Annotated in this window: 8 protein-coding genes; 4 read left to right on the top strand and 4 right to left on the bottom strand. The window is 59.1% G+C overall.

Features of this window, described 5'->3' with window-relative positions:
- A partial coding sequence (locus tag AC33YF_RS11980; protein WP_491777439.1) for a hypothetical protein occupies window positions 1–298 on the bottom strand: 298 nt, incomplete at its 3' end.
- Window positions 299–410: 112 nt separating this feature from the next.
- A complete protein-coding gene (locus AC33YF_RS11975; RefSeq protein WP_491777438.1) occupies window positions 411–1,094 on the bottom strand; it encodes an HAD-IA family hydrolase in 684 nt (227 codons plus the stop codon).
- 58 nt (window positions 1,095–1,152) lie between these two features.
- Between AC33YF_RS11975 and AC33YF_RS11970 the strand changes: the two genes are divergently transcribed.
- Genes AC33YF_RS11970 through AC33YF_RS11955 form a run of 4 tightly spaced genes read left to right on the top strand, consistent with a single transcriptional unit; the run spans window position 1,153 to window position 5,520 of the window.
- Complete coding sequence (locus AC33YF_RS11970) at window positions 1,153–2,595, top strand: NAD-dependent succinate-semialdehyde dehydrogenase (RefSeq protein ID WP_491777437.1); 1,443 nt, start codon at window positions 1,153–1,155, stop codon at window positions 2,593–2,595.
- A gap of 20 nt (window positions 2,596–2,615) precedes the next feature.
- Window positions 2,616–3,335, top strand: coding sequence for a ribose-5-phosphate isomerase RpiA (gene rpiA / locus AC33YF_RS11965; RefSeq protein ID WP_491777436.1), 720 nt, complete (start codon window positions 2,616–2,618; stop codon window positions 3,333–3,335).
- A gap of 51 nt (window positions 3,336–3,386) precedes the next feature.
- Window positions 3,387–4,778: a glutathione-disulfide reductase gene (gor, locus tag AC33YF_RS11960; RefSeq protein WP_491777435.1), complete on the top strand. Its 1,392-nt coding sequence runs from the start codon at window positions 3,387–3,389 to the stop codon at window positions 4,776–4,778.
- A complete protein-coding gene (locus AC33YF_RS11955; RefSeq protein ID WP_491777434.1) occupies window positions 4,765–5,520 on the top strand; it encodes an SDR family NAD(P)-dependent oxidoreductase in 756 nt (251 codons plus the stop codon). Before gor ends, AC33YF_RS11955 begins: the two co-directional genes overlap by 14 nt.
- 12 nt (window positions 5,521–5,532) lie before the next feature.
- Here AC33YF_RS11955 and AC33YF_RS11950 read toward each other — a convergent pair whose 3' ends face one another.
- The gene (locus AC33YF_RS11950; RefSeq protein WP_491777433.1) at window positions 5,533–6,708 is read right to left on the bottom strand and encodes a carboxylate-amine ligase; all 1,176 of its coding nucleotides are present in this window, start codon (window positions 6,706–6,708) and stop codon (window positions 5,533–5,535) included.
- Window positions 6,709–6,801: 93 nt separating this feature from the next.
- Window positions 6,802–7,547: VIT1/CCC1 transporter family protein (locus tag AC33YF_RS11945; protein WP_491777432.1), on the bottom strand; the 746-nt coding region annotated here is incomplete at its 5' end.

Raw genomic sequence — 7,547 nt, 5'->3', positions numbered from 1 at the left:
CTGCGGTTTCCGCTGCCGGGGCCGGCTTCAGCATGCCCTTGACCTTCGACAAGGTCTCCGTGGCCTTGTCAAAATCGCCGTCTGTGCAGGCTGCGTCGGCCTCGTCCAGCAGCATGTTCACTTCTTCAACGTCGCCTTCGTCGAGCGCCTTGGCGTTGACCGTCTGATCAACGAGCGTTTCGGTTTCCGCAAGTTGGTTAACGCAGGCCGTTCCAGCGTCTGGTTCAGACTCTTGGGCCTGGGCGGTTCCCGCCGCCAACAAGACCATACACGCGCTCATTGTGATCAGTCTGCGCATTCCGTTGCTCCTTGGCGCAAAAAGCTCTGTTCCCGTAACTAGCGCCCAATTGTGGCTGTTGATTGTAGCCGCTTCTTAGACTGGGGCGATATTCCGGCGCGTTTGCCCGGCGCTATAAGGATGGGCTCGAGTCGCTGTCTGTCAAGCTTTTGAGCAGGATTCCAGCTTCGGCCTCCAGGGTATCGAAATTGTCGATGGTGACGGTGGGGCGCGGACCTTGCGTTGGCGGGCAATAGCCAAAAGAGACAAGGATCGAAGGGATGCCAGCCGACTGCGCCGCTTGAATGTCGACAGCGCTGTCGCCCACCATGACGGCGCGCGTCCGGTCGCCGCCGCTGGCTGCAATCGCCCCCAGCAAATGGCCGGGATGAGGCTTGGAGGTTTCGAATGTATCGCGGCCTGCGATCGCCGCGAAATGATGGTCCAGCCTGAGTTCTTTGAGCAATAGCCCGGCAAGCCGCTCGCGCTTGTTCGTGCAGATGGCCAAGAGTGCGCCCTGCGCTCTTAAACGCTCCAGGAGCGCCACGGCACCAGGGAAGGGCTGGCTTTCGACGGCGATATTGGCCTCATAGTGGATCAGGAAGTCGGCGAGGATCTCATCCGTACCAGTCTCGACACCCAACGCCTCATAGATCATGGCGGGCGCGCCACGCCCTACGGCCTCGCGAACGAGAGCCGGCTCAACGTACGGATGCCCATGTAATTTTAGCGCATGGTTTAGTGCGTTGGTGAGGTCTGGTGCGGTGTCGACCAGCGTGCCATCGAGATCAAAGACAATTGTTGCGCCCTCTAACATGCATCTTTCTCTCACACGTGACTTGCCGTTGTGCAAGCGGCGGCGTAGAGAGCGGGTTATGCAGCTTAAGGCATCAACGTTGAACAAGAACCAATGTCTAATTGGTGGCGCTTGGACGGGTACGCCCGCGCTTGATGTCGTCAATCCGGCGACAGGCGCTGTCGTTGGCCGCGTGCCCGATCTTGGTGCTCGCGAGGCGAAGGCCGCTATTGACGCTGCCAATAGCGTGTTTCCCGAGTGGAGTGGCTTGCTGGCAGTGGACCGGGCAAAAATCCTGCGTAACTGGTACGAGCTTCAACAGGATCACGCGGAGGACCTTGCGCGCATCATTACCATGGAGCAGGGCAAGCCTCTCGCCGAGGCACGTGCTGAAGTCGAATACGGGGCTTCTTTTACCGAGCACTACGCGGAAGAAGCCAAACGCGTCCTTGGTGAGATTATCCCGACGCCCAAGCAGAGTGGCCGCGTTCTCGTGATGAAACAGCCGGTGGGCGTCGTCGGGGCCATCACGCCCTGGAATTTTCCGTTAGCGATGATCACGCGGAAGATTTCGCCGGCTCTTGCTGCGGGCTGCACGGTGATTGTGAAGCCCGCCCCCGAGACACCGCTTACGGCTCTTGCGCTTGCGGAGCTGGCTTGCCGGGCTGGGTTGCCTGCTGGCGTACTGAATGTGGTCACGGGTAACGCCGAAGCCATTGGTGGCGAACTCACGTCCAACTCGAAGGTACGCATGATTACATTCACCGGCTCGACACAGGTCGGGAAGCTATTGATGCGCCAGTCCGCCGATACGGTGAAAAAGCTCTCCTTAGAACTCGGCGGTAACGCGCCCTTCATCGTATTCGATGACGCAGATCTCGATGCGGCAGTGGCTGGCACTGTCGCATCCAAGTTTCGGAACTCTGGCCAGACCTGCGTTAGCGCCAACCGCATCCTCGTGCAGAGCGGCATCTACGAGCGCTTCGCCAAGAAGCTTGCTGAGGCCGTTTCTCAGCTCAAGGTCGGTGTTGGGACGGCGACAGAGGTAAACCAAGGCCCGCTCATTAGCGAAGAGGGTCTCAAGAAAGTCGAGGCCCATGTGCGGGATGCGGTCAGCCATGGCGCTAAGCTTCTCGTAGGCGGTGAGCGGCACCAACTTGGGCGTACCTTCTACGTGCCGACCATTCTGACGGAAATGACGCCTAACATGCGGATCGCACAGGAAGAGACCTTCGGCCCCGTCGCTGCACTGTTCCGTTTCCACGATGAGCGCGAGGCTGTCACGCTAGCCAACGATACGCCGTTCGGGCTTGCGGCCTATTTCTTCACGCAGAGCCTTTCGCGCGCATGGCGGGTGGCCGAGGCCCTGGAATATGGCATGATCGGCGTCAATGAAGGAATGATCTCTTCGGTAGCAGCACCGTTTGGAGGCGTGAAGGAATCAGGCCTGGGCCGCGAAGGGTCCCATCATGGAATCGAAGAATTTCTGGAGCTGAAATACGTCATGATGGGGGGCCTTTAAAGTGAGGGGCTTGGCGGTTGATGTCTGAAAGCGCAAGGACAATCGAAGGGTACAAGGCCGCGGCCGCCAAGGCCGCCATAGATCTCGTCAAGCCGGGAATGCGGCTTGGGCTTGGCACGGGGTCAACGGCCGCACCGTTTGTCGAGGAGGTCGGCACGCGGGTACGAGATGGTCTTGAGGTCATTTGCGTCCCAACTTCCGAGGCGACGCGCGTGCATGCCGAAGCGCTGAACATTCCACTAACGACGCTAGACGACACGCCGCATCTGGACCTGACCGTGGATGGTGCTGACGAGATCGACGACCAGCTTCGTCTGATCAAGGGCGGCGGAGGGGCGCTTCTGCGCGAAAAGATCGTCGCAACGGCATCGGAGCGCATGGTCGTCATCGCGGATAGCCGGAAGCTCTCGCAAACACTGGGATCACATCCACTGCCGATCGAAGTCGTACGCTTCGGTCTGAAAGCGACGATGCAGTTGATTCAGGCGCTGTCGGCCGAAGCCGGGTGCGATGGGGAGATTCGACTGAGGGCAGGCGAGGGCGGCCGTCCATTCGTTACCGATCAGGGCAACCTGATCGTCGACTGTGCCTTCCCAAAGATCACAGAGCCGGAAGTGCTAGCATTCGCGCTGACACGCGTGCCTGGCGTCGTCGAGCACGGTCTTTTTCTTGGTCTTTGCGATATGGCAATTGTCGCGGGCGCGAATGGCATACAAATCTTGAAGCATCCAAGCGCATGACCCACTTGCGTTTCGGCAGCATACCGAGAGCATTCGGAGCATCGATCCAAAGTGTCGAAGTATGACTATGATCTGTTCGTAATCGGAGCCGGTTCCGGCGGTGTCCGGGCGGCGCGCCTAGCCGCACAGCTGGGCAAGCGTGTCGCTATCGCCGAAGAGTACCGCATCGGCGGAACCTGCGTGATACGTGGCTGCGTACCTAAGAAGCTGCTTGTCTATGGTAGCCGTTATGGCGCGGAGTTGGAGGATGCGACTGCCTTCGGGTGGTCCTACGAAGACCTCAAATTCGATTGGTCGACGCTAATTCACAACGTGCAGCGCGAGGTCGACCGGCTGAACGGCGTATACACCCGCACGCTCGAGAACGCAGGGGTCGAGCGTTTTCTGACACGAGCGATATTGGAAGACCGCCACAGCGTTCGCCTTGCCGATCACGAGGCGCCAGTTTCAGCGGAGTATATTCTCGTAGCTACTGGGTCTGCGCCAGCCTTCCCATCCATACCGGGGGCGGAGCATTTCATCAGCTCGAACGAATGCTTCCAGCTCGAAACCCTGCCGAAGAACATTGTCATTCTCGGCGCAGGCTATATCGGAATGGAGTTTGCCTCGATTTTCACTGGGCTCGGGGTCGATGTCACCGTGCTCTATCGAGGCGACCAGATCCTACGCGGGTTCGACCTGGATCTGCGAGATACAGTGGCCGAGGCCCTGCGCGATCGCGGCGTCGATTTGCGCATGGATAGCAATATCGCCTCCATCGAGAAAGGCGGCGATGGCTTTAGAGTTGTTTTGGCTAACGGCGATTGTCTCCGTGCCTCTTCTGTGATGGCTGCGACGGGCCGCAAACCCAACACGAGAGGACTCGGGCTTGAAGAGGTAGGCGTCGAGATAGGCGGCAATGGCAAAGTGATCGTCGATGCCTTCTCAAAGACGTCTGTAGACAACATTTACGCAGTTGGCGATGTGACGGACCGGGTCAATCTCACGCCCGTGGCGATCCGTGAGGGAACCGCGTTCGTTGAGACCGTATTTGAAGGCCGTCCCAAAGCGATGGACTACAGTTTCATTCCGACTGCGGTATTCACCGAACCCGAGATCGGAACGGTCGGGCTGACGGAAGAAGAAGCACGAGAGAAGCATCAGGTGGACGTTTACAAGACCAGCTTCAGGCCTATGCGCGCAACCATTAGCGGGCGTGACGAAACGGTCTTCATGAAGCTGGTGGTTGACGCGGAGACCGATAAGGTTCTTGGCCTCCATATGGTTGGGCCGGACGCGGCCGAAATCGTTCAAGTAGCAGCTATCCCACTGAGACTGCGCGCAACCAAAGCCGATTTCGATGCCACCATGGCGCTCCACCCAAGCATGGCGGAGGAGTTCGTAACCCTTCGGCAGAGGTGGGAGCCACCGATACCGATCAAGGGATCCGATGCGGCGGCTTGAGGGAAAAATTGCGCTTGTTACAGGCGGTGGTGCGGGCATCGGCCGCGCCATCTGCGAAACCTTCGCGCGGGAAGGCGCGCATGTCGTCGTCGCAGATATCGACGGTGACGCGGCTCAAGAGACGGCCAGTGCGATCGTCACGGCGAACGGTGCCGCCGAGGCGCACACCGTCGATATTACCGACACTGCTCAGGTTAAGGCGCTCATAGAGAGCATCAAGACGACACATGGACGTCTTGATGTTCTCGTTAACAATGCTGGCGTCGGAGCACGTGCGGACTTCCGTCACTTGACCGACGAGGAGTGGGACAAGGTCTGGTCCGTCAATCTCGACGGGACTGTGAAATGCGCGCGTGAGGCTTTCGACTTAATGCGCGCCTCGGGCAAGGCCTCGATCGTCAATCTCTCTTCGGTCATGTCGGCGAAGCACACTCGGCAGATGGCCGTTTACTCTGCAACAAAGGGTGCGGTGTCCGCGCTTTCGCGCAGTCTGGCAGTCGAGTACGCCCCCTATGGGATCCGTGTGAACACGTTGCTGCCTGGCTATGTCGAGACGGCGCTGATCGGCCGCTACATAAAAAACCCAGGTATCGCAAAGGCGCTTCTGACGCAGACGCCGCTCCGGCGCTTTGGTACCCCAGAAGACATCGCAAGCGCTGCGCTCTTCTTAGCATCCGACGAAGCGGCCTACATCACGGGCGCGGCGCTCAACGTGGACGGCGGAATGCAAACGACGCTTTAGGTTCACGTCGTGTCACGCCTTCTCGCCCTCAAGGACCGCGGATGTTCCGGCGCCGGGCACCGCTGCCGTCTCCGCCACGAGTTCATCCACCACGGCCGCAAGTGCCTCATGATCTGACGCTCCCTTGGCTTTTGTCGCCTCGTAGCATTTGAGCTGACGGTCCGCGCTAGTACCGCGCTGCAGGATTGTGCGGGCATGGGCTACCTCGGCGGCACAGCCGAAGTAGGCCGCATCCTCCGCCACGAGTTCGAATAGTTCCTCGATTAGGTGTGAAAAGGGCACCATGGCATCGCGGCCGAAATCGACCATGCCTTCCTCGATGCCATAACGCTGCGCTCGCCAGCGGTTTTCGCGGATTAGGAAAGGCGGATATTGGCGCCAGCGTTGGTTTTGCCGGCGCAGGCGATAGAGCAGGCGAAGGATACACTGGTATAGCGCGGCGATCGCGATAGAGTCCTCGAGCAACGGACAGACATCGGTGATGCGCATCTCAAGCGTCGGGAAACGAGCGGAGGGTCGCAAATCCCACCAGATCTTCGTTGCGTCCTCGATCAAGCCAGCATTAACCATCAATTCTATGGTGCGCTCATATTCACTGTAGCTGGAGAAAGTGTGGGGGATTCCCGTGCGGGGCAGCTCATCGAATACGGCCAAGCGATAGGACTTGAGGCCTGTCGCTTCACCTTGCCAAAAGGGGGACGACGTCGACAGCGCCAGGAGGTGGGGCAGGAAATAGGGGGCCTGGCCGAGCAGATCGATCCGAAGGTCATCGTCGTCAATCCCGACGTGCACATGCATGCCGCAAATCAGCATCCGCCGGATGACGTGCTGGAAATCTTTTGCAAGAACGTTGTAGCGCTCCTTGTTCGTATGGTGCTGGGTTTCCCAATGCGCAAAAGGGTGCGTCGAGGCCGCGATGGGCGCCAGCCCGAACTCGGTGGCGATACGGCCTATGGTGGCACGCAGTTCCACTAGCTGGTCGCGCGCCTCCTGTACCGAGTGGCAAACTCGGGTGCCGACCTCGATTTGTGAGCGCAGGAATTCAGGGCTCACTTGTCCTCTGATCGCGCCTTCCGCTTTGGTTAGCAAGGCCGCCGGCGGCTCTGGCACAAGATCTCGCGTTTGCTTGTCAACGAGGAGATACTCTTCCTCGATGCCGATGCTGAATGGGGGCTCTTGGATTGCCATGGCGTCTAGATTGGACTTTCAACTGCGCTAAGTTCGATTCGTAAGAGCTAGGATTCTTGCACGATCAGCCAGAAGCGCGAAAGTGAAACGGACTTAGGCTAGTCCCTTCAGCAGATAACCAATGATGTAGGCAACGGTTGCGGCTATCATGCCGATGGCTAGCGTTTCCAGTCCAGTAAGCCACCATGACTTGGGCGACCAACGGCTGCGTAGCGAACCGATCGCGAAGAATGTTGCCGCGGTCATGATGGTTGAGGGCCATTCGGGGTTCTCAGCACCCAGGAGATAGGGAAGAAGCGGAACGCTGCCGCAGAGCACAAAGGCCACAAATGTGTACAGCGCCGCGTGAAAGGGCGAGCGAACGATGGACGGGAGGCCATGTTCTTCGCGCATCATCGTATCGACCCAGCTCTTCCGATGCCTGGTCAACACATCGACGACGCTTTCTAGCGTATCGCCCTTGAAGCCCTTCGCCCGGAAGATCTGCCGGATCTCCTCGCGTTCGCCTTCGGGCGCGAGCTCGATGTGCCGTTCTTCCATGCGGGCCAGCTGTTCGTACTCGTCACATTCGGCCTTCGTGCCGGTGTAATTACCTGCCGCCATCGAGAAACCGTCGGCTAGAAGGTTTGCAACGCCTAGAATGACAACGACCGTTGAGGAGAGGTTGGCACCAACGACACCCGCCATGATAGCGAACGTGGTAACCGTTCCGTCGATGCCGCCATAGACCCAGTCGCGCAAATAGCTGGCCTTCGGGCCCTGGCCAAGCCGCTTCGCAATATCGCGCGGCCTGTGGCTATGTTCTAGCGCCGCTCCCACTTTCGGTTCCTCCCCGTGTC

It is taken from the genome of Methyloceanibacter sp. (assembly GCF_058506495.1).
This window is presented reverse-complemented; position numbering and strand designations above follow the sequence as displayed.